The organism is Microcoleus sp. T3_A4, assembly GCF_036700465.1.
GTDB lineage: Bacteria > Cyanobacteriota > Cyanobacteriia > Cyanobacteriales > Microcoleaceae > Microcoleus.
Genome location: NZ_JAUBOY010000026.1, coordinates 85,586 through 112,158, shown reverse-complemented (window position 1 = coordinate 112,158; position 26,573 = coordinate 85,586). Strand labels below are relative to the sequence as shown.

Genomic DNA, 26,573 nt, shown 5'->3' with positions numbered 1-26,573 from the left:
TCGGCTCCGAGTTAACAATTTTTCTTAATTTTACATCATCTTGCATTTGTCTCACATTTATTTGAAATTACTATAAGAGGTAATTGGTAAAACTTGTTAAATCCCAATTATAATTTTATCTTAGTCAGCCTAGACAGAGTTTGCTTGTCTGTAAGCAATTCCATCGCCGATTTATCTGCGTTAATCAGCGTTAATCAGCCTTAATCTGCGGTTAAATATCAAAACCCGAATCATCAATAATTTCGCTAATTTGCTTATCCACATAATCAGCATCCACATTCCGCGCCATCAACTCAGCTAAAATCCCCAAAGAAATCAACTGCACTGACAGAATTGTACACAAAATCCCAAAAAATAACAAAGGTCGATTGCCGATCGGCCCAAAATTCATCCCCGCCAAATTCAGAAACCAAATAACTATCAAATAACTCAGCGAAACAGTTCCCACCAAGCCAAAACACAAGCCCAACCCCCCAAACAAATGGCCCGGTTTGTGTAAATACTGCGTCGTGGCTAACACCGTCAACAAATCAATAAAACCCCGCGCATAACGTTCCCAGCCGTAATTTGATTTTCCGTGCTTTCGCGGATGATGTTCGACAACTACTTCCCCAATTCTAAACCCTAAATTGTTGGCTAAAGCCGGAATGTAGCGGTGCAATTCCCCGTACAATTTAATCGACTGCAAAACTTCCCTACGATAAGCTTTAAAACCGCAATTCATATCGTGCATTTGCACCCCAGTCAGCAAACACGCCACGGCATTAAACAGCTTGGAAGGTAAAGTTTTAGAAAGCGGGTCGTTCCGCTGTTTTCGCCAACCAGAAACTAAATCAAATCCCGATTCTAAATGATGTAAAAATTTGGGAATTTCAGCGGGGTCATCCTGAAGGTCAGCATCGAGAGTAAAGATAATTGTCCCTGCGGCATTGCGAAATCCTGCTGAAAGTGCGGCGGATTTGCCAAAGTTGCGGCGCATTTTAATCGCTTTAATTAGTTTGGGATGTTGGCTGGCTAAATCTGTGATTTCTTGCCAGGAATAATCGCGGCTACCGTCATCTATGAAGATGACTTCGTAACTGTCAATTCCTGTTTGGAACATGACAAGTTGGATTTTTTTAAACAGTAATTTGAGGGTGGCTTCTTCGTTGTGAACTGGGATGACGAAGCTGAGGTGTTTTGGCATAGAGATATTCTATTTTATTTTTGTTGTCAATGAGATTTTTTTTATTAACCGCAGAGGGCGCAGAGGAGGAGAAAGAGAGGTTTTTTAGTTTTTATTGATAACTTGGGAGTTTCGCAAGGCTACCCAACCTTTGCGGTTTTTAAAGGAGGCATAGGCTGTCAATAATTTATCTGTTGGTGATGTTTGAATGTATCCTCTCCAAGCTGCGAATTCGTAGGAAGGGCCAAACAAGTTAACTAAATCTGGGCGGGGAAATCCTGACATCGCGAAACCTCGAACGACATTTTCTTGGTTGAGAATGGCAATACATTTTACATTGTTTTCGGGGTCTCCTACCCAGCCAATTACTCTGGAGGCGGCGGGCGCGAGTTTAGTTACGGTATCAAAATATCCGGGTACTCCGTCTTTGGGTGCTGACAGTAAATTTGGGTCTATTTTTGTGTCTAATGCTGCACAGAAATTGTGTTTTGTGAGGTCTCGGTTAAATGGCACTAAGTTGTTAGTTTTTAAGGCGTCGATTAACCCGACAAAAGCGGCTGGTTTGTTGCCTACTCGGTCTTTAATTAGCGTTACGTCGGTGATGCCTAATTGCAGTGATAATGCTACTAACGGTTGATAGGTTGCTCTGCGGGCGATCGCCATTGCAGTTTCGCCTCCCACCCCGTACATTAAAATAATGGCGACTGTGGCGACTGCAAACAGCGGTGTCAGCCAACGCGCTTGAATTCTTGGTGTTGGCTGCCACTCGCGCACCCACAATACTGTCAGCACAATTGTGCTCATCCAAAACAAGGCTGGGAGTGTGGCGTAGCGGGAAGCTGTGGCTTGTTCGACGCCAAATCCCGATCGACTAACCGCGGCCATTAACGCCGTTTGCAGCGTGTAAAGTTGGATTGATAGCCAAGGCAGCCAGGCCGCGCGATCGACCTTTTTTATAAATAGCCAATAAGCCACAAAACCCGTCGCTGCCATCAAACCAATTATACCAAGAATAGAAGCAACAATAATATTTTCGCTAAAAATTCCGCCGAGATAAGTGGGAATATATTCGAGAGTTTTGAGCGGGTTAATTTTAGTTAAAGAAGGGTGATGAGATGGAGTTTTATAAGTTAAAAAATAAATGCCAATCACTGCAATCGAAGCAATGAAATACAAATAAGTTATTCGCCGAGGAAACCGCAGCACAACAGCAGCAGCACACAATATCGGCCACAAAGCTAAAGGAGTGCTGTAACTAATACAGCCTAAAACGCCAAAAACAATGCTGCCAATTACCCACTTATTTTGTAAATGCGAGGGCCGGCACGGGGGCACCGCCCCTACAAACTCGTTACCAGGCTCTGCCTGGGAATGAATATCCAGAGGCTCCGCCTCCTTCTTACTTGACAAAAGCGTCGCATAGGATTGCAAACAAAATATCGAACAAATCACAAATAAATTAGCAATTATCCAGTGAACTCCGCTGAATCCCCTCATCCAATTGTGAGCTGCGGCCGGAGTAAAATTAAAAATAGAAATGCAAAGGAGTAGCGAGATAAATTGCAGCGGAAAACGCCTCAATTTTAACGGCAGCAGAGCAATTAATACGTGGCACTGAATCCAAGCCAAGAACCAGGCAACTAAACATAAACCAGTATTTGAACCTTGGGTGAAAACTATATTCAAGCCATAAATAATTGCCGGAATCAAGACAAAATGCTCGTTCGCCCGAAATATCCAATTAAAAGGATTTGTAGAGAAACCGTCTACTGAATAAAAATTCCATGTCATCCACCAATAATCAAAATTGGACAAGTCTCCCGCTTGCGATATCAAGTACAAAATATATGACGCTGGTATTAGAATGCCGAGAACTGATGCGGCAATTAAAATATATTGTTGCTTGATTTTCATGGATGGGGAGATGGCGATATTTTTAATCGATTTGGGCTAAGTTGTACGCGCTGGGATTAAAGAAACCGGGTTTTTTACTTGATTGAGGGTTAGAACCAAGTATTTTGGTTAAAAAACCCGGTTTCTGGCTACTTTACAGATTTACTCGAATTTTTATTTCACTTCTCTTGCCAGCATTTGTCTGAGCCCTTGCCGCCAGTGGGGAGGATACGTACCCAGAAGTGCTGATATTTTTACCGTAGAGAGAACCGAAAAAGCCGGACGTTTTGCGGGTGTCGGATATTCGGCGGTGGTGATAGGAATTACGCGCTGAACTTTTAGGGGTAAGCCGAGTTGTGCTGCTTCCTCAAAAATTGCGATCGCAAAATCGTACCAACTACAAACACCGCTGTTAGTGTACTGGTATGTTCCAAAAGTTTCTGGCCCTAGGAGAGGAATAATTTGTGAAGTCGCCGCACCTAAATCCCCAGTCCAAGTAGGACTTCCGATCTGATCGGCTACGACTCGAATTTCTTCCCTTTCCTTTCCCAACCTCAGCATGGTTTTGACAAAATTACCTTTGCCACCATTACCGTAAACCCATGCGGTTCTAATAATAATATGTCGGTTTCCCGCTTTCCGAATAGCTGCCTCGCCTACTAATTTCGACTTGCCGTAAGTTCCCAGCGGGTTCGTAGAATCTGTTTCCAAATAAGCAGAACCCTGGCTGCCGTCAAATACATAATCAGTAGAAAAGTGCATCAAACTTGCTCCCAGTTTTTCGCATTCTTCTGCAAAAATTCCTGGGGCAATAGCGTTGACTGCATATGCTAATTCTGGTTCACTTTCGGCTTTGTCTACCGCAGTGTAAGCACCCGAATTGATGACTAAATCCGGTTGAATTTCAGCCATTGCTTGACGGATGCTTTCGGGTTGGGATAAGTCGAGGCGAGTGCGATCAAGCGCAATAACCTCTCCCAAAAATAATAAAATCGGCTGCAATTCTTGAGCTAGCTGTCCGCTGCCGCCTGCGAGTAAAATTTTCATGATCAAAACACTTGAGTTCTTTTCAACGTTTGTCCCGCTTGGTCTTTAGCTGATAAGATTGGTTGGGCACCATCTAGCGGCCAGTCGATCGCCAAATCCGGGTCATTCCATAGGATACACCGCTCGTGTGCCGGTGCGTAATAATCTGTAGTTTTGTACAAAACTTCAGCCGTCTCGGAAACCACTAAAAAACCGTGAGCAAATCCCGCCGGCACCCAAAATTGCCGTTTATTTTCTGCACTCACTAAACAGCCAACCCACTGCCCAAAAGTCGGCGAACTTTTTCTAATATCCACCGCTACATCAAATATTTCTCCCGCAACTACCCGCAGCAATTTGCCTTGAGGCTGCTGAATTTGGTAGTGCAAACCCCGCAGCACATTTTTAGAAGATTTGGAATGATTGTCTTGAACAAATTCTGCAGTAACGCCTGTTTGTTCCACAAAAGCTTTGTGATTGAAACTCTCAAAAAAGAAACCGCGAGCGTCTCCGAAAATTTTCGGCTCAATTATCAGAACTTCCGGTATTTCGGTAGATATAACATTCATAGTTAGCTGTGAAAGTGATAAACTCATACTCAGTCTCTGCTATTTTACTATGAAAGCCGACGCATATCTCAAAAACTTGTACGCCAATCGATTTGATTCCCGACAACTGCAAGCCAAGGTGGCACTCTGGAAAGTTTTAATTGACGAATTTTTACAAGATTATGTTCCTCCCGAATCAACCGTTTTAGATATTGGCGGCGGTTACTGCGAGTTTATAAATCAAATTCGGGCTAAAAAAAAATATTTAATTGATCTCAACCCCGATTCCAATTTATTTGCCAATCCTGATGTAAAAGTGCTGAACATTGATGTTTTAAGTTTTGAGAACCAACCTGCTTTTAGGAAACAATTTGACCGGATATTTATCTCTAACTTTTTTGAACATCTCCGTAATAAAGAAGAACTCCTCCAAATTATTTCATTTTGCTTTGAGGCACTTAAGCCAGGGGGTTCTCTCTTAGTTGTCCAACCAAATTTTAAATATTCTTTCAAAGAGTATTACGACTTTATCGACCATCAATTACCAATTACCCACTTATCGCTGCAAGAACTTTTACAAACCGTCGGCTTTGAAATCGACCTAATTATACCGAGATTTTTACCGTTTTCGACTAAAGGCAGACCTGCCTCGCCTTTGCTGTTAAAACTTTACTTGAAATTGCCTTTGTTGTGGCGGTTTTTGGGAGGGCAAATGTTTGTCAAAGCATCGAAACCAAATAATTAACGATTGGGTAAAGCGATCGCCGCCCCTAGAGCCTTTCAATTGTTATAATAAAAATTGCAAGTATTCCTGTAGTTTGGGCTGGGCAAAATCAGGATCAATTTGCTAAAAAAGCATCAATTTTAGGAAAAAAATGATGACACAAACATCCCGCGCCATTGCTGTGAATATTCCGCCGACACTAACACTCACCGTTACTCGCGAGCAATTCGTTGAATTGGCGATCGCCAACCGAGAATTACAATTAGAAAGAACAGCACAAGGAGAGTTAATCGTGAATCCACCAACCGGAGGCGAAACAGGATACAGAAATCTCGATATAGAAGGACAGCTTTGGTTGTGGAACCGTCAAACTAAACTAGGTAAAGCGTTTAACTCTTCTACTGGTTTTCACTTACCCAATGGAGCCGATCGCTCTCCCGATGCTGCTTGGGTGCGTCTAGAAAGGTGGGATGAGCTTACCCCAAAACAAAAAGAAAGTTTTATTCCCTTGTGTCCTGATTTTGTGGTAGAACTCCGTTCTAAAACTGACAACATGGAACCGCTGCGAGCCAAGATGAAAGAGTATATGAACAATGGTGCTCGTTTGGGTTGGTTGATAGATCGGAAAAACAAAAAGGTGGAGATTTACAGGCCAAGTCAAGATGTAGAAGTCTTGGAAAATCCTATTAGTTTGTCCGGTGAAGATGTTTTGCCTGGGTTTGTCTTAGATTTGACAGAAGTTTGGGGATGAATGCTGAACCGCGTTTAATATCTGCGAGCGGTAATTCCTGATGTTTTAATCGGGCAATAATTGAGATATAATTCGCTCTCGTCCGATTTAAAAAATAGGGTTATGTATAAATTTATGTAGGGAAATGGCACTGCCGTGTCCTAATACCGGACACTCCAAAAGCTGTTTCCCTACCGCATAATAAATGGTTTTATTACCAAATTGCACAACAGATACCCCGACATCTGCGGTTAAAAAACCCTACAAAATCGAACTTAAAACCACCTCATTAGCAGCAATCCAATCATAAATATCCTGCAAAGCAGCTTCCGGCCCAATAACAGGTCGCCATCCTGTCTTCTCCATCACCCTAGAAGAATCAGTAATAAAAATCGGGATATCCCCCACGCGTTCCTCCAACACAGGATTAATTGAAATCGATTTCCCGGTAATCTTTTGACACAAATCAGTTGTCTCAACCAAAGAAAGACTATTGCTCAAACCGCCACCAACATTAAAAACTTCACCGTCAAATTCAGCAAAATGTTCTAGTTGATAATTAACTAACCTCAACAAATCTTCAACGTGCAGTAAATCCCTAACTTGCTTCCCGCTGCCCCCAAACCCGATGTAATTCAGCGACTTTTGAAAATAGTGAGCAGCCACCCACAAACCGCAAACTCCCTGATCGACTTTACCCATTTGCCAAGCCCCGGTAATTAACCCGCAGCGGTTAATTATTGCTGGCACATTGTATGCTTCCCTATATTCCTCAATCAGCAATTCCGAAGCTAATTTAGTTGCTCCGTAAAGTGAACGGTGTCCTTTTAATGGGAAGTCTTCTGATATGCCTAACTCCGATATACCGGGTAAAGTTTGCTCAGGGGCGATCGCAAATCTATTCGGCAACTCTAACAGATTAACAGATTTGACACTGGCGATCGGATAAACCCGACTGGTAGACAAAAACAGCAAACTCGCACCCGTTTGTCTCGCCAACTCCAAAACATTTACAGTACCCAGTAAATTCGTCTGCAAAACGTACTGAGGTGAACTAAAACCAGCCAGCACAGAAGGCTCCGCAGCACAATCTATAATGCAGTCAGCATTGAGTGCAACTGGATCTAAATCTGCCGCTGTGCGAATATCCCCGTAAACAAACTGAATCCCGCAACTTTTAAGCCGAGGCAGATTCAATTCCGAACCCCGGCGACGCAGGTTATCTAAACAAATGATTTGCCATTCCGGGTGCAGTTTCTTCAGGCCAATTGCCAAACAACTGCCGATGAAGCCGGCACCACCAACAATTAAAATTCTCTCAGGCATTCACTTTTAATTTTGCTATCTTTCTAGTCCGGTGGTAGTCGCCGCGAGACAGATGTTTTTCCAGCCATACATACAAGACAATAAACAAATATCGACTGCCCATCTCTTTGATTTTTAGCTTAGAAATACCAGCAGTCCGATTGTACCATCTCAGAGGAATTACCGTATAGGAAAAACCCCGAACAATTGCTTTTAAAGGCAGTTCCACTGTCAAATTAAAATGATGACTCAAAATCGGTTGTACGCCTTCAATTACTTCTCTGCGGTAAATTTTAAAAGCATTGGTGACATCGCTGTACCGCAAACCGAAAATACTTTTGACAAACCAGTTTGCTAAGCGGTTAATTGCTAACTTGTGAAGTGGATAATCCACCACAAAGCCACCTTTGATAAAGCGGGAACCAAAAACGCAATCATATCCTTCTTGCAGCTTGCGGTATCCTGCTACCAAATCTATGGGATCGTCGGAAGCATCCGCCATCACAATTGCTGCAGCATCTCCGTCAAATTCCGCCAATCCCCGGCGCACAGCAAATCCGAAACCGTTGGGAGGTTGATTGTTGATGTATCTAACTGTGGGAAAAGTCTCTGACAACTCCTGGCAAATATCAAGAGTTCGATCGACACTATTGTCATTCACAATCAAAATTTCGTGCGGAATGCCTTCTAAATCGAGCGTCTGGGCGATCGCCCGCACAGTACCGTACAAACAGCCCTCCTCATTGTGAGCTGGTATAATCACAGAAATTTTCACTCCTCATCCTCCGCGCAACTGGACAAACTGGTTGTCAAGAGGATTATACACCCAAGCTTTAATTTCGGTTTGGGCGATCGGCAAATTATTATCCGACAAATCAACAGCCCACCTTGCATTATTGTATAACTCAGATTTTAAACTCTCAGCAATGTCGGGACTGTCCAAATTTACATAAGCGTTAGCAAAAAAAGATTTTTTGTCCCCGACAGATAGCAGTACAATATTCGGCTGTTGCAATTTTTCTGGCCAAACCGCCCAGCCCGCAGCCTTGACAGCATCATTTTGCTTAACAGTCAAGGATTTATCGCTAGTTTGAGGTTTGTCTAAATAACCGTAAACTTTCTCCGTATTAGAAATAAACTCTACATTTTTCGCGAACTTGAGCCAACCTATTTTGTCGATAATTGCAGCGCCTTCTCTCACCAGCCAAGTTTTTTTGCTCAGCACCCTCACACAGCTTTCCGGTGAATTATTGAAAAAATCAGAGGGTTCCAGATAGTTAATTAACTGCAAACAATCTTGAGCGCCTTGTTTGTAAATAATTGCCGATCGAGTTTTGGCGATCGCCTGTTGAGAGTTAAAAATAAGTGTAGCAATTAACAGCCCTGCTACTACCCGATAAATAAATTTATAATTACTCTTTAACGTTGCTTTTCTTTCTTGATAATTACCTCGGACAAACAATTGCCATAGCTGAACCACAGCAATTAACAGCAAAATCGAATTAGTCGTATATCTCGACGATTCGATCGCCTGGATTGCCCCAAATTCAGCCCTTCCAGCGGTAATAAACAGAGCAGATAAAACCGAAAAAAAACCTATTGACAGCCAAGGTAAAGCCTGATAATTCTCAGCAATATCCTTCCTATCTGTGATTGCGATGGACGAAGGAATCGCGGGGACTTGAGGTTGCTTTTCTGAGTTGGCACTCACAGATGAAGCTACCGAACTTGATACAATCTTTTGGCCAAAATAAACGACAAAAAATATAAAAGTTGCAAATATTAGCAATCCAACGAATGCTGAAATTCCAGGCGATCGCACAATTGGCGAACCCAGCAAACTTAAAAAGTAATCAATCACCACAAACGGCTTTTTCAACAATGAAATAATACTTGTTTTCCGACTCGGATGATAATCTATTGAGTAAACAGCACAAGTTGCCACAAAGAGCAGCATCCAGACAATAAGTCTTTTTCGTTTCTGCGCTGCATTTCCCTCCAAAGCCAGCACAGCCGGAATCGCCGCCAACCAAGACAGCAAGCCTTGAGCGAGCGAAAAACTCGCAAAAAAGCAGAATACAGCAGCAATAGAGATTCTAATATTAGGCAATAATTTGTGATGTGAAACCAGCGCATAAACCGCAGCTACAAAACATAAATTTACAAAAAACCAAGCCAATTGAAATCCCCAAAGCCAGTTTTCGTGCTGAACTAGCGAGAAAAGCAAAATACAAGTTAAAATATTAGCTAAATGCCACAAATCATCCGCGACATTCTTAACTTGCATCGAGGATAACTTGTACATAGCAATAAAAGTTATCGCAGCCAAACCTATGCTGAGACACAACTGATAATTAATATTCCATCGGGAAGCAAAAGCCAGCATCGCAATAATTATTTTAGGGAAAAGTATGCGGTGGTTGCTGTGCAAAGCCCAAAAATCGTTAAAAGTTACATTTCCCGCAGCTATTTTTTCAAAAAGGCTAGCTAACCTCCACTCGTCATCAACGGGAACATTAACGCTATAATTCGCTACAAATCCGATTAATAAGAGGACAGGAATTAGATATAAAGTAAATAATATGATTTTTTTCATTAATATCCAATCCGGTAGCATCGGAATTGTAAACTCTCGTCATATCATGTCCGAGCGATTAACCATAACATCCCGGTCGGGGCGGGTTTTTGAGATTGCCAATTATTCGCAGGTATTGTTGCTGAACCCGCCCCGACAAAAATCGCGGTCGCTCGAACGGACATGATATCATCAGCTTTTCGACTGACAATAAACCGTCAACAGTAAACCGTCAACAGTCAACTCTTCGCTACTTAATAGTCTTGAACGTATCCATTTTCCCAGTAAATCGGTTGATAAACATCTGCAAAACAGTCCGCTTGCCAATATTGATATTAGAACTCACGGACATTCCCGACTGCAAGTTAACCTCCACTTCATTTGCCTTGTCCTTGTTCAAAACAAACTTCTGATTTTTGAGCTTAATTTTGGTTTTGAAAGCATAGTATTTCCGCAGTTCAGTAGGAGGCTCAGCATCGCTGCTAATCTCTATCACTTCACCCTCAGCAGTACCAAACTCCATCGCTGGGAAAGCTTCTACATTCACTTCCACAGGCACGCATTGGTATTTCGTCAAACCCAGTTTCTCTCTGTTAACTTCCTTCTCTGGACAAACGCAACTTTTACCTATTTCGCAGTCAATCTTTTCTCCGTCTAATTGCTTGCCGTGATACTGCTCCAATTTTGCCCGCTTCTGTCTCAAAGCATCCAATACCAGAGCCACATTGCTGTTTTCCAGGTAAACAACTGCTTCCAGACCGTTGTCGTCATCCAAAACTTTGAGCAGCTTTTCAGTTTGCTGCGCTTCGTAATAAGCTTCTTCGCAGCGTGCTGGGCGCGGTTCGCCCGGTTTCAGCACCGTATTAATAATGGATTGGCATATCGGATCTTTCGCCATATCCAACTTAGCTTTCTCCTTCGTAGAAGGCTTCAAATCAAAGATTACCCCCGATACCGGAGCCTTCATCACTTGAGTGTCGCGGTTTTGTTGAGCCTTTTCTAGCTGAGCGTTCACCTCGGACAACTTTTTCAGGTTTTCCACTTTGAAGCGGCTTAGCTGAGAATCGCTGCTGGCAATTTGTTTCTCGTTTTCAGCAATTTTGCTGTAAAGTTCTTTTGCCCAAGAATCCTTGGTGTTTTTTAACTGTTCTTGGGCGCGGGCGATAGACTCCTGAATGCGCGCTTGCTCTCCTTGCTGGCGCTGTATGTCAGCACTAATTTTTTGGATGTCACCTTGACGCGCGTTAATTTCGCCTCGGCGCGTATTGATTTCACCGAGGCGTGTGTTAATTTCGCCTTTGCGAGAGTTGATTTCACCTTCGCGCTGCTTGATTTGATCTTGCTGTTTGAGAACGTCGCTTTGGCCTCTGAAAACATCTTGCTCTTGACGTTCTTTTTGCAGTTCAGCGATGGCTCCTTCCTCTACCAGGGGGGCGAGTCTGCCTAGAATGTTTTGATTCGACTTCAATACTTGTTGGGATTTCGCTAACTGTTCTTGGGCCAAATCTCTCTGAGCCAGGGCGGATTTTACTTGCTCTTGCGAAGAACTTAACTGCTGCTGGGCATAATTTAATTGGTTTTGGGCAAAACCCAATTGTTGCTGTGCCACTGTCATTTGATCGCCGGCGGCTTTCTCAGCATCCTGAGCTTGCTTCAGTTGTTTTTCTAACTCCTGAACTTGGCCTTGAGCAGCAGCGACGCGAGACAGAAATTCCGATCGATAATTAACATAAAGTCCTTGCTGAGCAGCATCAAAATTTCCGCTAGCTCCCCGATTGAGGTACAGTTCGTCAATCAAAGCTTGCAGCACTTGATTTTGTGCCGTGAGGCTCTGTCTGTCCTTGATTGTTGATTCTAGGTTAGAAGGAACAGCGCCTTGAATTTTGCCGTTGACAACATCTTCGTAAAATTTATTTTCCTTTTCCAGAGCTTCTTTAGTTTTCTGTATCGATGTTAAATCGGCACTGGGTGCTATGGGGTTGAAAGTGAGCAGAGGCTGGTTTTTTTCCACGCGATCGCCATTTTCAACGTGAAGTCTCACCACAGCGCCCGTAGCAGGTGCTTGGATGTCTCTAGCACCATCTTTGAGTTCCAATTGGCCGACAGCAGGGACAGCTTGCTCTACGCTAGCAAAATAAGCCCAAACTACAGCAGAAGTGGTCATCAGCATGATCATCCACAAAAACAAGTGCGACCAAATCGCTGGTTTTTCGAGAATGACTGGTTGCTCAGAAAGTATTAACGATTTCATAGCCATTTGTTAGTTCTCAGTTGTTAAGCGTTAGTGATCAGTTGTGAGTTGTTAGAGATCAGGTATTCGATGACTCTTGTTGTTGGAAGAGGCAGTAGTAACGCCCTTTAAGAGCCATTAATTCTTTATGAGTTCCCCGCTCGACTACAGAACCTTGATCCATCATAATAATTACATCGGCGTTTTGGATGGTAGTCAGGCGGTGAGTAATGAAAAACACCGTGCGGCCGGCAAAAGCTTCTGCTAAGTTATTGCAAACTTGGCGTTCGGAATGGTAGTCGAGAGCGCTTGTAGCTTCGTCCAAAATCAGCAGTTTCGGGTTTTGCAAAATCGTCCGGGCGATCGCCAAACGCTGCCTTTGACCCCCAGAAAGCGACGAACCCCGCTCTCCCACCACCGTATTGTAGCCAGCAGGTAAGCCCATAATAAAATCGTGAGCTACCGCTAATTTTGCAGCTCGCACAATCTCATCCGTACTCGCATCGGGATTACTCAGAGCAATATTTTCCTGCACAGTACAGTTAAACAGCAAAGTATCTTGCAACACCACCCCAAGTTGGCTGCGGAGCGAGTACAGTTCCACCTTAGAAATGTCGTATCCGTCAATAAAAATCCGGCCCGACAACGGCGGATAAAGACGCTGCAACAGCTTCATCGCCGTACTTTTACCGGAACCGCTTCCCCCCACGATTCCCACAAAACTGCCAGCAGGAAATTCCAAATTAACATTAGCTAATTGCAGTGCCCCGCTTTCTAGGAATCGGAAGGAAACCTCCTCATAGGTAACCTGCCCTTGAATTGCCGGCAGCGGGATATTGCTCCGGTCTTCATCGCTGGTTTCCGTCGGCGTATCGACCACATCCTTAAGCATATCGATCGACATTGAGACTTCTTGGAAACTTTGCCAGACGCTCACAAAACGCAGCAGCGAACCAGTCACGTTCCCGGAAATAATTCGGAAAGCAATCAACTGACCCAAAGTAATCTCATTTCCCAGTACCAAATAAGCTCCCACCCACAACTGAGCTAAGTTACCCACCTGGTTTAAAAAGCCGCTAATCGTACCGGCCGTAGTCCCCGTGATAATGGTTTTAAAACTGGCTGTAATGTATTTTGCGTAGCGGCTCGACCACTCCCATCGGGATTTCAATTCAATATTTTGAGCCTTAACAGTTTGAATCCCGCTGACTACTTCTACTAGATAAGATTGAGAGTCAGCAAAACGCATATTTCTTTGTTTGATCAGGCGCAGCACCAGCGGATTGATTAGAATAATCATCAGCCCCAGTATCGGTACCACTGCCAAAGATACAAACGTTAGCTGCACACTGTAGGAGAGCATAACGGCGACGTAAACCACCGAAAATACCGCATCAAGAACCACTGTCAGAGCTGTACTCGTCATGAATTCCCGAATCTGGCCCATCATGCTGAATTTGTAGACCAAATCTCCGACGCGCCGGTTGTCAAAGTAATTTTGGGGCAGCCGGAGCAAGTGGTCGATCACCTCCGCACTCAATTTGACATCGATGCGGTTTGAGGTATCTATAAACAAAAAGGTACGCAAACCGTTGAGCAGTCCTTCAAACAGAGCAACACCTAACAGAAATGCACCCAAAATATCCAAGGTGTCAATGCTACGCTGACCTAAGACCTTATCAATAATTATTTGGCTGATTAATGGGTTGGCAAGACCAAATAACTGTACAAAAAACGAAGCGAGCAACACCTCAAAAAACACTGTCTTGTGTTCCATCAGCGCCGGCACAAACCACCAGAAGCTGAACTGCTCTTTTTGTTCGACTTGCGGAGCTTGCAGGAGCAGGACTTCTCCCTGTTCGCCCCAGATTTCTTTAAACTGAGGTATCCGCTTCCGCATCAGCCCCTGTTCGGGCGTGGCCATCACCAATTCTTGCTCGGTGATGCTGTAAATAATGGCAAAGCTATCTTGCCATTTAATCATTACGGGGGCTTTGATGCGGTTGATGGCTTCTGCTGGCACTTGCGCCAATTGGGGCGTGAGGCCGATGCTTTGGGCGATCGCCCCGCAGGCTTGCATACTGATAGAACCAGCGGTTTTTAACTGATTTTCTAGAACTTTGCGGATGATATCTCGACGAAATTTCAGGCCGAAATACTTGCTCAACATCTGGAAGCAAGCTAGCGGAGCGTCAATCTGCCCTTTGGCGCGGAAAACTGGATATCTCCCCGCATCCTTTGGTTGGTCCCTTGCGGGTTCTGGGGGAGTAGGTGGGGCGGGGGGTACATCCTCAAAAATGATGGGTGGCTTTTTCCCTGAGCCTCCTGTTCCTGTGTCTGTCCCGCCAATAGGGGGATCTTCTAGCTCTGGTGGTGATGCTGAGGGTTCCCGGAAGCCGACCAAGCGGGCGCCGAGGCGACCTTCTACTTTTAAGGATTTGGCTGCGTTTTCCTCCACAGAGAAGCGGCTGCCGGTGGGAAAGTCGCCCAAGACGCCACTGCTGACGAGCCAAATTCGATCGGCATCTAGCTCTTTGGCGATGTCTTGAGTTTTTTTGTTGCCGTTTGGTACGTTGACAACTGTCGCATCTTGCCAAGCTTGCAGGGTGAGTTCCTTGAGATTAGAAGTGCCGTCGGCTTGGCGCTGCAACTCCAGGCTCAACAGTTCAAATACTTCGCTCAACGAACAGTGTTCGCGAAAGGCTTCTCCAAAAGTCGGCTGTTTTTCCAGTACGCTCAGGAAATCTTCGGCAGGTAGGACGATCGCGATCACATCTGTAGAGGCGATCGCTGTTTCGCAGGGAACCCCCCTGAGCAACCCAGCCCAGCCGAGAATTTCCTTCGACTGCACCAAGCGCAAACTTACGTGGCGCTGCGAGCGCTGGTCAAAGCCCAGCAGCCGCGCCTGGCCTTGATAGATAATTGCCACCTGAGTCGGCATTTTTTCCCGTTCAAACAGGGGTTGCCCCGTCCGGTAGCCAAGGAGTTGGCATTTAGCCACCAAGGCTGTCAGAGCCGTCTCTGACAGTCGGTCAAAGGGAGGTGTTTGAGCTAGGAAATCCTGAATTTGGGAGAGGGAAACAGCGGAAGAAGTCATCCAATTTTAGATTTTAGATTTTAGATTTTAGATTGAATCCACAGATGAATCCAGGGGGTTTTTGTCAGGATGCTACGCTTTTTCAAGTCTCCACGGATAAATCCGGGGGCCCCTGACCCAATTGCTGGATTGTCATGATATTGAAGACACGGAGGAGAGGGGCTGTAGCGGGCCTATTTGCGATATCTGTTCGGCGAGCCAGCTTTCAAAGAGTTCGTTAATCAAGTGCAGCCGCATCGATTCATCGAGCTGGGCCGGCATGAACTTTTCTAGTCGAATAATTACCATCCATTCTGCCAGAGGACGCGGCGTCCAGAGTTGATTTGGCTGGCTGACGGACAAAAGTTTGCTGATTGCCGGGTGGGGCTGGCTCAGGGGTACTGGGCCCAACAAGCCGCCTGACTTGGATTCCGGCCCTTCGGAATAGTCGCGGGCCACTTCAGCAAAGGTTTGTTCCCCTTCGAGGATGCGAAAGTAAAGTTCGTTTGCTAATGCTGGATTTTTGGTGCGTACCAGGGAATAGACTACGTGGTCTAGGCTGGCTTTGCGGGTTAAAAAATAATTATCTACTTTAGGTCTCCAAGTGGCTTGCTTAAATTTTTCGATCAGCAAGGGCCTAACGGCCATCTCTTGAAGTTCTTCTTCCGTCATATTTTGGCCGCGCAGCCAAGCTTCTTTGGCTTCGGGGGCTGTCAGTTGGTGTTGTGCCAGAAAGTTCTCGACGGCGGATTGGCGTTCTTCGTCGCTGCAACTAAAGGATGCGATCGCTTGGTCTACTATTACACCGCGCAAGAATTGCGGCATCAACTGATACCGCTTCAGGAGCGATGGCATATCCTGAGCTTGCAATAATTTATCGCCTATTTGAAAAAGTCCTGTCATTTTTTTATCTCCAACTGACTTGCGCTTCCCCTTTTAATTTAGCTGTGGCAGGAAAAGAGCGACAACCACTAACCCCTCGATTCCCCGATGATAGCAGACCGTCAGTGGGCTAGCGCTATTGCTGTCTATTTCTTGACGCTCTGCCTAGCGAGGGGTTCCCCGCGGGTCTCACAATGGTAGCGGGATGCGAGAGTGGGAGAGTGGGAAAATCTTTACTTCTGCCATCTTCCTTCTTCCCTCAACATCCATCCGTTAAATCCCGTACACTGCTTAGTTGCTGAACTTCCTTCTTCCTTCACTCTCGGAATAGTCTTTCAAAGAGTGTTTCGAGTTGGGTCGAGCAAGCGCGACTGTCGAGATATTTGGGGTTTGCCGCCATTTTTTGCTGGATTCGCTCGCGGTAGTGCCGACGCAGTTCTGGGTTTGTACCCAGTGCTGTGCTCAGCTCTAAATAAGAGTTCTCGCTGTTTGCTACCAGTTCCGGAAGTAGCAGTTCTTCGAGCACGGCGGCTGATTGTCGCGATCGAGTTGTTTGCCCTTTTCTTACCACTACAGGCAACCCCACCAACAGAGGTTCTGCTAAGGAGCGGGCACTGCTGTATGGATATGAGTCTAAATATATATCAGCCAATTCCAGACATTTTATGCAATCGGCGCGAGATGGCAGCGCCTTAATCACAACTAAGCGCTTTTTGTCAATCCCAAATTCGGCAAAGAGCGATCGAATTTGGTTGTAAAAAGGCACCGTCGGATAGTTTCCATTGCGGGAACTAAAGGGATACAAAACTAAAATAGAATTCGGTACGGCAGCAATAATTTTTGCCCAAGTTTCTCTCAATTCTGGGATAATTGTCAAAGCTGGAGCGCCGGACATGAACACTACAGATTCGTCTGTAGCTCCCCAACTCCTGCGAGTCGGTTCAACTCTGCCAGGTGCTGATCCTACAGTATAGCTTAAACAAACTCCCGACCCTTCTAAACTAATTAATTTTTCGCGATACTCTGCTGCTGCACCTGCGCGCAATGTCAAATCTCCAGCAATGAAATAATCGATATTTCGGGTGCCGGTGGTTGCGGGGGTTGATGCACCGGTAGCTATTTGCACCCGCGCTAGTCGGTGCAGGCACAGGAGGGCACTTGGTTGAGAAGTGTCGCTAGTATTGGTGCAGATTAGCAGAATATCTAAATCGTGCGATCGCATTTCTCGAACTTGATTGGGCAAATCTTCTGACAGTTGCACCAGTTTGTCGGCGCAATTTTCGCAATATTTCCCCAGTCGCTCGTCTTGTACCTGGAAATAGTACACGATTATTTCAAATTTGCTTCTGTCTAAATATTCAAAACTCGAAATGGCAGCACGAGTCTCGGATTCATCACTAATTTTATCAAGCAAAAAGCCAACTCGTATTTTAGTTCTTTCAGGTTCTCTATGAGGAAAATTCCATTCTATTTGACAGCCGATATTTTTCAAATGAAATTCCAGAATATCAGCTCGCTGACTCAATATATGGAGTAGATTGACCTCGCTAAAATACAAAGGTTGGAATCTAACATTTTTCGCAATAAAATCCCCCAAATAACGCCAAACTTCTGAATCGGGAAAACTAGCGATATTAGCAGCGACGTACTTGATTAACTGCTGGAAATATTCAGAGTACCTTTCTACTTCCCAGTTTTGTTTAAAATAACCGGGAGACTGAAATATAAATTTCAGAAAATCGTCAAAAAACCACTGGGGAATCGCTGCATTGTTATATTCAAGTGGCAACTGATAAGCGTCGCGGTACAGCATCGCTGCGAGGAGATATTGCATCTTCTCGGCAATTTCTCCTCCTTCAGCAAGTTTCGAGGATAACTGCTGAACAAAACTTTGTTCTGACTCAGTTAAACTTTCATTTTTGAGGGCGCTATCTAGTAGCAATTTATGAGCTTTACCCATATCTTTCGAGTAAGCAGTTTCTAATTTTTCCGCTGGCAAATTCAGCCAATATTCAGCTAGCTGTTGGCGGTATGGGCGCAGCGCGAGAAGAGGCTGTTTTGAGGGAAATTTATTGTATTGATCAAGCAGTGGTGACAATTCCGATAAACTCGGCTGGGTTCTCAATGCCAACTTTTGGCGGATTGTCTGTTTGATTTGTTGCTCCAGGAAACTGTAATCAGGACTATTTAGTAGTTTTTTGTAAAATCTGACTACATCCTTATGATTTTCCCCAGCAGCGAAGTTTTTCCAAGTTTGTTGTTCGGGATGAATCCGCAGCGACGACAGTTTTACGTCTACAAATCCGATGTGATAGTTTCCCATGATTCGCCACCACATATCTAAGTCTACATACTGAGATAATCCCGAATCAAATAATCCTATTTCTGCAAAAACTCGCGCGGCAATTAAGACGGTACTCGGTTCGCCAATTTTATTTATGGGGTTGCTCAAGCAGTTAGTATCAGCCAGTAATTCTTTTCCGGGCTGAATAGATTTTAAATTCGACCAACTTTTATGCAAATCTTTAATTGATTGGGAAGCTAGGCGCAAAATCGGGTTAGATTCATCGTCAGCTATGGTGATGCCGCGCGGGGAAAAAACCATACCTATTTCTGGGTTTTGTTGGGCGATTGCGACCATTTTTTCAATACATTCTGGCGCGAGCAAGTCGTCTTGAAACAAAAACTTAATGTATTGACCTTTTGCTTGAGATATGCAAAAGTTCCAGTTTTGTGATAAACCGTAGTTGCGGTGCAGTACGATGCGGAAATCGACTGAAGTTTGTAATTGGAATGATTGGGCGATCGCAATTGTGCGGTCTGTGGAGCCGTCATCGGATATAATCAGTTCTATGTTAGGGTATGTTTGGGCCAAAGCACTTTGAATTGCTTCCCCAATAAATGCTTCTCCGTTGTATGTCGGAATGCAAATGCTAACCTTCGGCTGCTCCTTTGGCAGTTCTCCTTTTAATTGACTTTGTTGCTGTGATGGTGGCAAGTTAGCCCTAATTTTTGCCGACTTCGCTTTGGCTGTTCCTGACAGAGGTATGCTTTGAAAGTTATCGGTAATCTCGGCAATATATTCGAGACGTTTGCTAATTTTATTACCTGTAACTTGCGGGTTGAGTAAAGTCTTAATTTCTTCTGCCGCCACCGCTCCCATTTGTTGAGCTTCCCGGTAATTGTTAAAGACGTACCGCATTAAATCTGCAGCGTGTTCGACATCTGCTTCGGCCCAAACATTGCCTTTTTTGTAAGGCCCGCAATCTTGCTCAATTGGGATTAACTTATACTTGACTAAATAGCTATTGCCGACATTCATAAATTCTGTATTTGATGAATAGCCGGTGGCAATTACGGGTTTCCCGTAAAACATGGCTTCAGCCATTGTTAATCCAAATCCTTCGCAGCGGTGCAGGGATACATAACAGTCGCAATTATACAGCAAACCGTTAAGTTTATTTTTGGACAAATACCCGTCTAGATGTTTGATATTTGAAGAATTAGCTATGGCAGATTTTAATAAATTTTGCTCCTCTAAATGTTTGTTTGAATTAGAAGATTTGATAATCAACAAGAGGCGGTCATCTTCGCCAAAAGCTTGTTTAAATGCTTGAATTGTCGCTAAAGTATTTTTGCGCTCAATGCGGCTGGAAAAGTCGAATACAAACAAGAAAATAAATTTATTTTTCGGTAAATTCAGTGCTTCTCTGTTCAGGGAAGGTGCGGGAAGATCAATACTTGGCATGATTTTGATGACAGGAATTGGCGCAAGTGCAGAAATTGCCTCGGCGCAATAGTTGCTGTAAGTCCATATTTCGTGAAAGTGATTAAATGCTGGCTGCCATTCTGGGGGAAATGCGGGAAGTTCCCAGGCCCAAAAGCCGATATTGTATTTGTTTTCAAAATAGGTGGAACCTGTATGTTTGATAAAGGCTGCAACTTGATCGGCGTTGACTTGAATTAAGTTTAGGGGATGGGGATTGTCTTGGCTAAAGTTTTGATATGTGGTGTCTTGTTTGCGGTGAGGACTGCGGGTAAAATTGTTTATGGCGAAGGGAATCCCCGCGGCTTCTGCAGCTCTGATATTAGCTCTGACACCTTCTCCTATACCAAATTCGCCGTTAATGTAGCCGGCGATGTTTATTCCTAGACTAGGGTTCATAGTTTCTAATGAATTTAGCACAGTGTAGTGTTGATTTTTTGAGACTGTTGGCGAATGTCTGAGGGGTGAAACCCCTCAGGCATCGCCGTCCTGAATAGGCAGAATGATTGTGTAATCACGCAGCCTATTAAATAATTTATTATGACTCTTCACCCCCGCGACTGCTCGTCAATTCCAGAAATGACAGCAACTGTGGCACGAACATTCTTTCCCAAAGGAAATCCATATACAGCACTTCCGGGTGTTATGAGGTACAATAAGAATAGATTAAAAAAATACACCAATGAAAGCATATTCAGTAGATTTGCGAACAAAAATAGTAGCAGCCCATATCGAGCAGAAGCTGTCGATCAGAAAAACAGCAGCGATATTTTCCGTCAGTAAAAGTTTAGTTCAAAAACTGGTCAAGCAACAAAAAATAGAGGGGAATTTACAGCCGAAACCCAGGGGGAAACCGAGATACAGTCATTTGAATAATTCCACAGCTTCTTTGAGAGAAATAGTGGCAGCACATCCCGATGCAACCTTACTAGAATTGTGTGAGTTATTTGCCCAGAAGACGGGAAATTGGGTGGGTAGAACAGCCATGTGTAACGCCTTACAAAAGTTGGGATTAAATCGTAAAAAAAAACAGTGAGAAGTAGCCAAGCCGGAATAGAAAGAGTCATGAAGTTAAGGTTAGAGTATTGGGAAAAAGTCAAGCATATCGACCCACACAATGAGCGTGTTTTTAGATGATACTATTGTAATTTTGTTGGGATTCTGCTTGACTGAACAGCCTATTGTTTGTGCTTGTCGTTGATTCTGTCCGTAAAAACTGCATTTAGAGCGATAATTCTCAGGATGGTTTTTGGTTTCGGCTTGAACACCGACACTCACACTGGTGACAGATGCTAGGAGCAAATTTGCCACCAAAACCGCTTTATAAAACAAAGATGAGTTGAGTTTCATGGATTGGGTAATTTAGAGAAAAATAACTAACTTTATGTTACCCCAATATTCATACTGTGATGTTTTAATCAGGATATATAGCGATCGCAAATGAATTGTAAATCACAAATCATGTATAATAATGAGGACGTAAATCTCAGTAGGAGTTGAGAGGTCTCAAAAGAAATCGGCACAAAAAGTGGAGCATGAAGTCCAAGCTTTATTGTAACTCGAAAATTTTATTGCCAGCAATCCCGACCCAAGAGAACTTAAAAAAGCTGCTTCTATCCGCATGTTAATTGAAGGGGTTCCCCGCGAAACTCTTCAAAAGATATTGGGAGTATCATCTCCATTTATCAGTAAGTGGAAAATCAATTATGCGTTGCAGGGAATTGAAGGGTTGCGCTTAAATCATCAGGGTTCGCGGGGACAACTTAAGCCTGAATAACGAGCGGAAGTCATCCAATGGTTAACCAATAAAAACCAGTGGGATTTATCCGAATTGTCAAATTATATAGCCGAGCGATATCAGATTGAATTTCAATCAAAAACTAGCTACTACCAACTTTTTAATTCAGCGGGAATTAGCTGGAAAAAATTTCAAAAAAAGAATCCAAAACGTGATGAATACCTCGTCAAAAAAAAGCACCAAGAAATCTGTGAAATTCTGGAAGAACACCGCTCAGCTATAGAAGCGAGAAAGCTTGTGGTGTATTTGATTGATGAGTGTCATCTATTGTGGGAAGATGTCTGTGGTTATCTTTGGGGAAGGCGCAACGAGAGAATAGAAATACCAAGGCGTGAATCAGATAGAAAAACAAACTTATTATGACGCAGTAAATTATTTAACAAAACAGTTTGTTCTGCGAGAATATGCAACGGCAAATTCTGAGAATACAGTGGCTTACTTAAAAGACTTACAATCTTTAAATCCCGAAGCCAGACATTTGATTATTGGGGATGGAGCCAGCTATCACAAATATAAAGAAATGAAAGCTTACCTAGAAGAAATTAATCAAGGTAAAGAGCGGGATGAATGGCCTTTAACTTGTGTCCTGTTTGCTCCTAATGCAAGGCAGCAGAATCCAGTCGAAGATATTTGGCTTCATGCCAAGACTTGGGTGAGAAAATTTGGGAATCGGCTCAGTTATGAATGCCTTGGTTAAATGGTTTTTCAATTTTACCATACAGTCACAAAGCTTTGACTTTCTCAAGTTACACAAATTTGGTATTTTTGAACCAACACTCAATGGAACTGCTGCTCGATCGAACCCTTAATTAATTTACGAATGATTTGCGATCGCTATAACAGCGAGATATGGCTAAAGTTGCGAAACTGCGATCGGTCTAACTGACCTATTCCTCTCAAAAACAGCTCTCGGTTTCAAAGCAATTCTCAACAATAGCCACAGCGCTCGCCATTCTCCGGGAGTTTCCTGGCGCTGCCACTGGCCCGGCCGACAGTACAGCATTTCGATCAAACAGCGGTGCTGGCTAATGTTCAGGCGATCGAACGCAATTCGCACAGTTGGAAATTCCACAAAACTGCACTCTTTTCCATCCCGAAAACTTGACTCCAACTGAGATTTATCGCTCACCAACTCAATCTTAGCCACAGGAATAAAACAGTTCTCTTCCATGATTTCCAGAGTCGCAGAATCACAATCAATTAAACCTTTGGCTAAACGACGCTCTGTGCCCAACTCAACAACAGACGGCGCTACCGAGCTCCTTGGTTTGACTGCCGCACTGGGAGAGAGTGGTTTCATTTTCCCCTGGGATAAACTTGTCTCAAAGGCATATTTTTGCGAAATCTCTGGTGCTGTAAAACTTTCTTTACTGCCTTTATTTTTCACCGCAAAACTTGGCCACTGCGTCAAAGCAACTTCCGCGCCACTTTCCGAAATTACAGTGGTTATACCCCAAAAACTTTTACCGCCAATATTCAATTGTACAACCCTGCGTAAATTGAACCATTCGTAAATGTCCGGCTTAGGAATATCCACCAAAATCAGCAATGCAATCCCGATCATCAGCAGGTTGTAACCGCTCCAAATCCACCCCAAACTCATTCCTTTTGACAACTGTGCACTTTCGGATATTGACTGTACGGTGTCAAGATTTTTAACTAAATTAATGTTTAAATTGTGCCACAAACTGACTGCTGTAGCTGCGAACAATACAATCAAAGGCCATCCCAAATTCCAGTTAAAACGAAAGCGATCGCTCGCCATTCCTTTTGGCGTCACCTGAAACCCTTTCCCAAAGGGATTCAGCATGGAACTCACCACCGTCACCGCTAAAGGAATACACTGGACGAACGAATAAACATCGGAAAGCAAAGCCGATCCAGATCTGCGGTTCAGCCAAGAAAACACAGTAAGTTGCACCAAATAGTAAGGCAGGAAAAAGTACAGTAATTCCCGCGCACTTGCCCGCAAAGGAATTATGCCGAAAAATGAATAAGCTACAGGTATCAACAGATATAAAACCTTGGTTAAACTGGTAAACCAGTGCAGCAATCCTTCTAAATGAGACAGCCTTTGTACGAATCTGAGACCGCGAATTGTTAAAGGATTGGAATCAATAAAAAATGCCTGAAGAGTGCCTCGCGCCCAGCGTAGCCTTTGATTTAGATGAGCTTCTATATTTTCAGCCGCCAAACCAGCACTCAATTTTTCATCTAAATAAACTAATTGATATCCGGTTGCTGACAGCCGAATTCCGGTAAAATAATCTTCGCAGATTGAATCTGTGACCAATCCTCCCGCTGCTTCTAAAGCAGTCCGCCTCACAACAAAAGATGTACCGCAACAAACCACGCTGTCGGCGCTGTCTTTGATGATTTCAATTTGCCGATAAAAGATTTCTTCTTCCGGCGCCAGCACATTTTCTAAACCTAAATTACGAGAGATGGGGTCGTGATTGTAAAAGCTTTGCGGTGTTTGAACGAGGGCGATTTCGGGATTTTGAAAAAATCCAACTGTGCGAGTTAAAAAGTTTTTAGTGGGAATAAAATCCGCATCGAAAACTACAATTAGTTCTCCATTTGTAAGGGCTGTGGCATGATTAATGTTTCCAGCTTTGGCGTGAATATTATCTGGTCTGGTTATATACTCGCATCCCAGTTCTTTTGCCAGCAACTTGATTTCATGCCGCTTAGTATCGTCAAGCAAATATACTTTTTTGTTGGGATAATCTAATGCTTGACAGCCGATTACACTGCGCCGTAAAATGAAAGCCGGTTCATTGTAGGTTGGGATGAAAATATCTACTGGCGGGGTGAAGTTTCCAGCTTCAACTGCAACTGCCATGCGATCGGCTTCTCGACGCCGGTCTTTCATTCTCAGCATTAAATACAGTTGAATACTGGTGTTGAAAACCAGTAACATTTCTAGGAAAAACAGCCCCAAACTAAAGATACCGTTGAGGGGATCGGTTAAATTTAGAGTAGCGAGCGATCGCCATAAAACGTAGCGAATGGTTAAAGCCAGAACAATTGCAACTACCACAGCGCGCGACCATTTCTGCGGTTGAGGCGAAATTTTAATTGCAGCTAAAGCAACGGAGACAAGCACGATAGTCGGCACTAACAAATACATCTTGCTCGTAGCAGGCACTTGCAGCCACACAGGCGGGTTTTGCTGCCAAGTGTTGATTGTGGCAAAAATACCGCTGACTGTACCTTCACGGCCAAACCAGGCTGCGGCGATCGCACCTGCGAAAGCAACCACCCCCAACACGACTAGCGTTGCCATCGGCACCCGCGAAATCCGCCCAAAGCGGCGTTTCAAGTCTTGAAGATCAAATCTTGAAGTTGTCATAAAATAATTTTAAAGTCCCGATCGTGCATGCAACAGTAAGGGTTTGCTGCTGTCCACTTTTTAATTCTGTGGAAAATTCCGACACACCCCCATTAGTATATTTACATTTTTTAACATTCTGACCATTGTATGATAATTCATCTTGCTTGCTGTTGCCAAACTGCTTAGCGAGTCCAAACCTGGCAAAATATAGCAGAAGGAAGAAGGAAGAAGGTTTGAGTTACCCAGGAGAGAAGTCATATGAATTCCGGTAACACTGGAATGATGGGGAGTGGGGAGTGGGGGAATGTGGAATTATTGACCTTGACTTTATCATTCCCACTCAACCGGAAAAGATATCAGAAGCAATCTTCGGCAAGGATTTCAGCAATGTCGGCAACAGGCTTTCGGGCCTATTCCATAATAAAAAATAATTCTTGTGGGCCGTTTCTGCGACGCCGCCCATAAAAAGCTGATTGAAAATACTGCCACATCTGGGTCATAAACGTCGGGCACGCTTGCTATAGTTCAAAAAAAATTACAGAAGTTCTCAATCTTGGTGAGGTATGCCCTATGCCCACGGAGGCCTATGCCCACGGAGGCCTATGCCCGCTTATCAAGCGTGGATCTCATGTTACTGAGCAAGGCTATATCTTGTCTACAAATCAAATAGGATTGCTATATCAAACTATAGCAATCCATAAAATTTAGCAATTAGATGAATGTGACATCTAACTAAAGGTAGATTAATTTTATATTAATTTAAAAAAATTACCGCGATCGCAGCACAAAAATTTAGCCATCCAAAAACTAATCAGCCATTTCTAATTGCGAGATTGCATAGCGGGCGACAGCCAAACTAACTCTGGCTTGTTCTATTTCCGACAATTGAGCCCAGGGTCTTGTAGTAGCCATGACTAATTCCCCCCCTTCCGAATCGACATCTCGCATGGCATAAGCCAAAGGACGTGCCAACACCTGCAAATCTTCCTCAGCCCACTGAGGCAAAATATCTAAGACGCACTCTACCATTTGGTCAGCTAAAGATTGATACTTAACAGTGGCGTTTTGCACGCTTTGAGCGATGCTGGCCAGAAAATCTTGAGGAACGCGAGCAAATTTCTCGCGCAAAGACTTTTGCAGAGCAGTCGTCAGCCAAACTTGTTCTAATTGCGAGAATAAAACTTGCGACTTCAGGGCAATATCGCTGTCGCTGAAGGAATCAGATAGCGCAAATTCCTGCTCTAGGGCAGCTAAATAAGATTCGGATTCAAGCTGTGCAGGATTCCAGGGATAAGCAACATCAGTCTGAACAATTGTGGCGAGAAGTTCCATCTGGGCTTGAGTTTGTGAGTCGCGAAAATATTCAGAATCAGTAGATTGGGTAGCCATGATGTAATACCTAGGTGGGAAAAGGAAAAGACAGAAGGGGGACTGTGCCAAGAGCTAGTTGCGAGCCATCAGTGGTGAGTAACTCTTTTAAATTCAGACTGGACACTCAACGCCCAGAACTTTGCTGTG

General features: G+C 43.9%; 17 protein-coding genes and 1 pseudogene. 4 read left to right on the top strand and 14 right to left on the bottom strand.

The genetic code is table 11. From position 1 onward, the window contains the following. Window positions 1-211 precede the first annotated feature (211 nt). From QUA07_RS16255 to rfbC, 4 genes are all read right to left on the bottom strand, one after another. Window positions 212-1,186 (bottom strand): glycosyltransferase family 2 protein, encoded by a 975-nt coding sequence (locus QUA07_RS16255; RefSeq protein ID WP_333326792.1) that lies wholly within the window; start codon window positions 1,184-1,186, stop codon window positions 212-214. Between the two features lie 84 nt (window positions 1,187-1,270). Further along, the gene (locus QUA07_RS16250) at window positions 1,271-3,079 is read right to left on the bottom strand and encodes a hypothetical protein (RefSeq protein WP_333326790.1); all 1,809 of its coding nucleotides are present in this window, start codon (window positions 3,077-3,079) and stop codon (window positions 1,271-1,273) included. Between the two features lie 153 nt (window positions 3,080-3,232). Further along, window positions 3,233-4,105 carry a dTDP-4-dehydrorhamnose reductase gene (gene rfbD / locus QUA07_RS16245; RefSeq protein ID WP_333326788.1) on the bottom strand — a complete coding sequence of 291 codons (873 nt, stop codon included), beginning with the start codon at window positions 4,103-4,105 and terminating at the stop codon, window positions 3,233-3,235. A gap of 2 nt (window positions 4,106-4,107) precedes the next feature. After that, window positions 4,108-4,653 (bottom strand): dTDP-4-dehydrorhamnose 3,5-epimerase, encoded by a 546-nt coding sequence (gene rfbC, locus QUA07_RS16240; protein ID WP_333326798.1) that lies wholly within the window; start codon window positions 4,651-4,653, stop codon window positions 4,108-4,110. Between the two features lie 49 nt (window positions 4,654-4,702). Here rfbC and QUA07_RS16235 point away from each other — a divergent pair, with 49 nt between their 5' ends. Beyond that, window positions 4,703-5,377, top strand: a complete 675-nt coding sequence (locus tag QUA07_RS16235; protein WP_333326786.1) for a methyltransferase domain-containing protein — start codon at window positions 4,703-4,705, stop codon at window positions 5,375-5,377. Window positions 5,378-5,507: 130 nt separating this feature from the next. Beyond that, window positions 5,508-6,107: a Uma2 family endonuclease gene (locus QUA07_RS16230; protein WP_333326784.1), complete on the top strand. Its 600-nt coding sequence runs from the start codon at window positions 5,508-5,510 to the stop codon at window positions 6,105-6,107. 240 nt (window positions 6,108-6,347) lie between these two features. Here QUA07_RS16230 and QUA07_RS16225 read toward each other — a convergent pair whose 3' ends face one another. The 7 genes from QUA07_RS16225 to QUA07_RS16195 all read right to left on the bottom strand — a co-directional run bounded on the left by QUA07_RS16225 (window position 6,348) and on the right by QUA07_RS16195 (window position 20,319). Next, window positions 6,348-7,412: an NAD-dependent epimerase/dehydratase family protein gene (locus QUA07_RS16225; RefSeq protein WP_333326782.1), complete on the bottom strand. Its 1,065-nt coding sequence runs from the start codon at window positions 7,410-7,412 to the stop codon at window positions 6,348-6,350. Continuing rightward, complete coding sequence (locus QUA07_RS16220) at window positions 7,405-8,166, bottom strand: glycosyltransferase family 2 protein (protein ID WP_333326780.1); 762 nt, start codon at window positions 8,164-8,166, stop codon at window positions 7,405-7,407. The genes QUA07_RS16225 and QUA07_RS16220 overlap by 8 nt, the downstream gene beginning before the upstream one ends. Before the next feature lie 3 nt (window positions 8,167-8,169). Then, entirely contained in the window at window positions 8,170-9,987 is a 1,818-nt protein-coding gene (locus QUA07_RS16215; RefSeq protein WP_333326779.1) for a hypothetical protein, read from the bottom strand. A gap of 229 nt (window positions 9,988-10,216) precedes the next feature. Beyond that, window positions 10,217-12,223, bottom strand: coding sequence for a chromosome partitioning protein ParA (locus tag QUA07_RS16210; protein ID WP_333326777.1), 2,007 nt, complete (start codon window positions 12,221-12,223; stop codon window positions 10,217-10,219). Between the two features lie 52 nt (window positions 12,224-12,275). Next, entirely contained in the window at window positions 12,276-15,293 is a 3,018-nt protein-coding gene (locus QUA07_RS16205; protein WP_333326775.1) for a peptidase domain-containing ABC transporter, read from the bottom strand. A 132-nt stretch (window positions 15,294-15,425) separates the two neighbouring features. Next, window positions 15,426-16,175: a peptidylprolyl isomerase gene (locus QUA07_RS16200; protein ID WP_333034840.1), complete on the bottom strand. Its 750-nt coding sequence runs from the start codon at window positions 16,173-16,175 to the stop codon at window positions 15,426-15,428. 295 nt (window positions 16,176-16,470) lie between these two features. Further along, window positions 16,471-20,319: a glycosyltransferase gene (locus QUA07_RS16195; RefSeq protein ID WP_333326773.1), complete on the bottom strand. Its 3,849-nt coding sequence runs from the start codon at window positions 20,317-20,319 to the stop codon at window positions 16,471-16,473. Between the two features lie 283 nt (window positions 20,320-20,602). On the opposite strand from QUA07_RS16195, the gene QUA07_RS16190 reads away from it, so the two are divergent. Continuing rightward, entirely contained in the window at window positions 20,603-20,956 is a 354-nt protein-coding gene (locus tag QUA07_RS16190; protein WP_333326771.1) for an IS630 transposase-related protein, read from the top strand. Between the two features lie 41 nt (window positions 20,957-20,997). On the opposite strand, the gene QUA07_RS16185 is transcribed toward QUA07_RS16190, so the two are convergent. Continuing rightward, window positions 20,998-21,270: a hypothetical protein gene (locus tag QUA07_RS16185; protein ID WP_333326769.1), complete on the bottom strand. Its 273-nt coding sequence runs from the start codon at window positions 21,268-21,270 to the stop codon at window positions 20,998-21,000. Window positions 21,271-21,403: 133 nt separating this feature from the next. On the opposite strand from QUA07_RS16185, the pseudogene QUA07_RS16180 reads away from it, so the two are divergent. Further along, a pseudogene (locus QUA07_RS16180) lies at window positions 21,404-22,527 on the top strand (IS630 family transposase). A 44-nt stretch (window positions 22,528-22,571) separates the two neighbouring features. On the opposite strand, the gene QUA07_RS16175 reads toward QUA07_RS16180, so the two are convergent. Continuing rightward, window positions 22,572-25,073 (bottom strand): glycosyltransferase family 2 protein, encoded by a 2,502-nt coding sequence (locus QUA07_RS16175; protein WP_333326767.1) that lies wholly within the window; start codon window positions 25,071-25,073, stop codon window positions 22,572-22,574. A gap of 789 nt (window positions 25,074-25,862) precedes the next feature. Beyond that, a complete protein-coding gene (locus tag QUA07_RS16170) occupies window positions 25,863-26,444 on the bottom strand; it encodes a hypothetical protein (RefSeq protein WP_333082234.1) in 582 nt (193 codons plus the stop codon). Window positions 26,445-26,573: the final 129 nt, after the last annotated feature.

Excerpts from the sequence above, each read along its gene's own strand:
- QUA07_RS16190 (WP_333326771.1), top strand. The coding sequence starts at position 20,603 with ATGAAAGCATATTCAGTAGATTTGCGAACAAAAATAGTAGCAGCCCAT.
- QUA07_RS16225 (WP_333326782.1), bottom strand. The coding sequence starts at position 7,412 with ATGCCTGAGAGAATTTTAATTGTTGGTGGTGCCGGCTTCATCGGCAGT.
- QUA07_RS16250 (WP_333326790.1), bottom strand. The coding sequence starts at position 3,079 with ATGAAAATCAAGCAACAATATATTTTAATTGCCGCATCAGTTCTCGGC.
- rfbD (WP_333326788.1), bottom strand. The coding sequence starts at position 4,105 with ATGAAAATTTTACTCGCAGGCGGCAGCGGACAGCTAGCTCAAGAATTG.
- QUA07_RS16255 (WP_333326792.1), bottom strand. The coding sequence starts at position 1,186 with ATGCCAAAACACCTCAGCTTCGTCATCCCAGTTCACAACGAAGAAGCC.
- rfbC (WP_333326798.1), bottom strand. The coding sequence starts at position 4,653 with ATGAATGTTATATCTACCGAAATACCGGAAGTTCTGATAATTGAGCCG.
- QUA07_RS16200 (WP_333034840.1), bottom strand. The coding sequence starts at position 16,175 with ATGACAGGACTTTTTCAAATAGGCGATAAATTATTGCAAGCTCAGGAT.
- QUA07_RS16215 (WP_333326779.1), bottom strand. The coding sequence starts at position 9,987 with ATGAAAAAAATCATATTATTTACTTTATATCTAATTCCTGTCCTCTTA.
- QUA07_RS16205 (WP_333326775.1), bottom strand. The coding sequence starts at position 15,293 with ATGACTTCTTCCGCTGTTTCCCTCTCCCAAATTCAGGATTTCCTAGCT.
- QUA07_RS16195 (WP_333326773.1), bottom strand. The coding sequence starts at position 20,319 with ATGAACCCTAGTCTAGGAATAAACATCGCCGGCTACATTAACGGCGAA.
- QUA07_RS16230 (WP_333326784.1), top strand. The coding sequence starts at position 5,508 with ATGATGACACAAACATCCCGCGCCATTGCTGTGAATATTCCGCCGACA.
- QUA07_RS16210 (WP_333326777.1), bottom strand. The coding sequence starts at position 12,223 with ATGGCTATGAAATCGTTAATACTTTCTGAGCAACCAGTCATTCTCGAA.
- QUA07_RS16235 (WP_333326786.1), top strand. The coding sequence starts at position 4,703 with ATGAAAGCCGACGCATATCTCAAAAACTTGTACGCCAATCGATTTGAT.
- QUA07_RS16170 (WP_333082234.1), bottom strand. The coding sequence starts at position 26,444 with ATGGCTACCCAATCTACTGATTCTGAATATTTTCGCGACTCACAAACT.
- QUA07_RS16185 (WP_333326769.1), bottom strand. The coding sequence starts at position 21,270 with ATGAAACTCAACTCATCTTTGTTTTATAAAGCGGTTTTGGTGGCAAAT.
- QUA07_RS16175 (WP_333326767.1), bottom strand. The coding sequence starts at position 25,073 with ATGACAACTTCAAGATTTGATCTTCAAGACTTGAAACGCCGCTTTGGG.